Here is a 233-nt window from a genome sequence, read left to right on the forward strand (position 1 = left end):
ACTGCATCCGGACCTAACGCAACACGGGCATCAAAGCTGCCGTCTGTGCCTAGTTCTGCTGTATTGATGAGGCCATCAGTGTTTAAGTCATCCGGTACTGTAATCGGACCAAGCAAGTTCGCTGCTGCAGTATCGACAGTCACTGTGCCTGTTACCGGAGTTGAAACGTTACCTGCAGGGTCAGTTGCAGTCACAGTCACGGTATGTGGTCCATCTGCCAACACTGGAAGTGT

General features: G+C 51.9%; 1 protein-coding gene. It reads right to left on the minus strand.

What is annotated here, in order from left to right; all coding sequences use genetic code 11:
- The coding region (locus ACH8JV_RS19660) for an Ig-like domain-containing protein (RefSeq protein ID WP_396523336.1) at window positions 1-233 on the minus strand (233 nt) is incomplete at both ends.

This window comes from Acinetobacter sp. ABJ_C5_2 (genome assembly GCF_044538485.1).
Classification (GTDB): Bacteria; Pseudomonadota; Gammaproteobacteria; order Pseudomonadales; family Moraxellaceae; genus Acinetobacter; species Acinetobacter nosocomialis_A.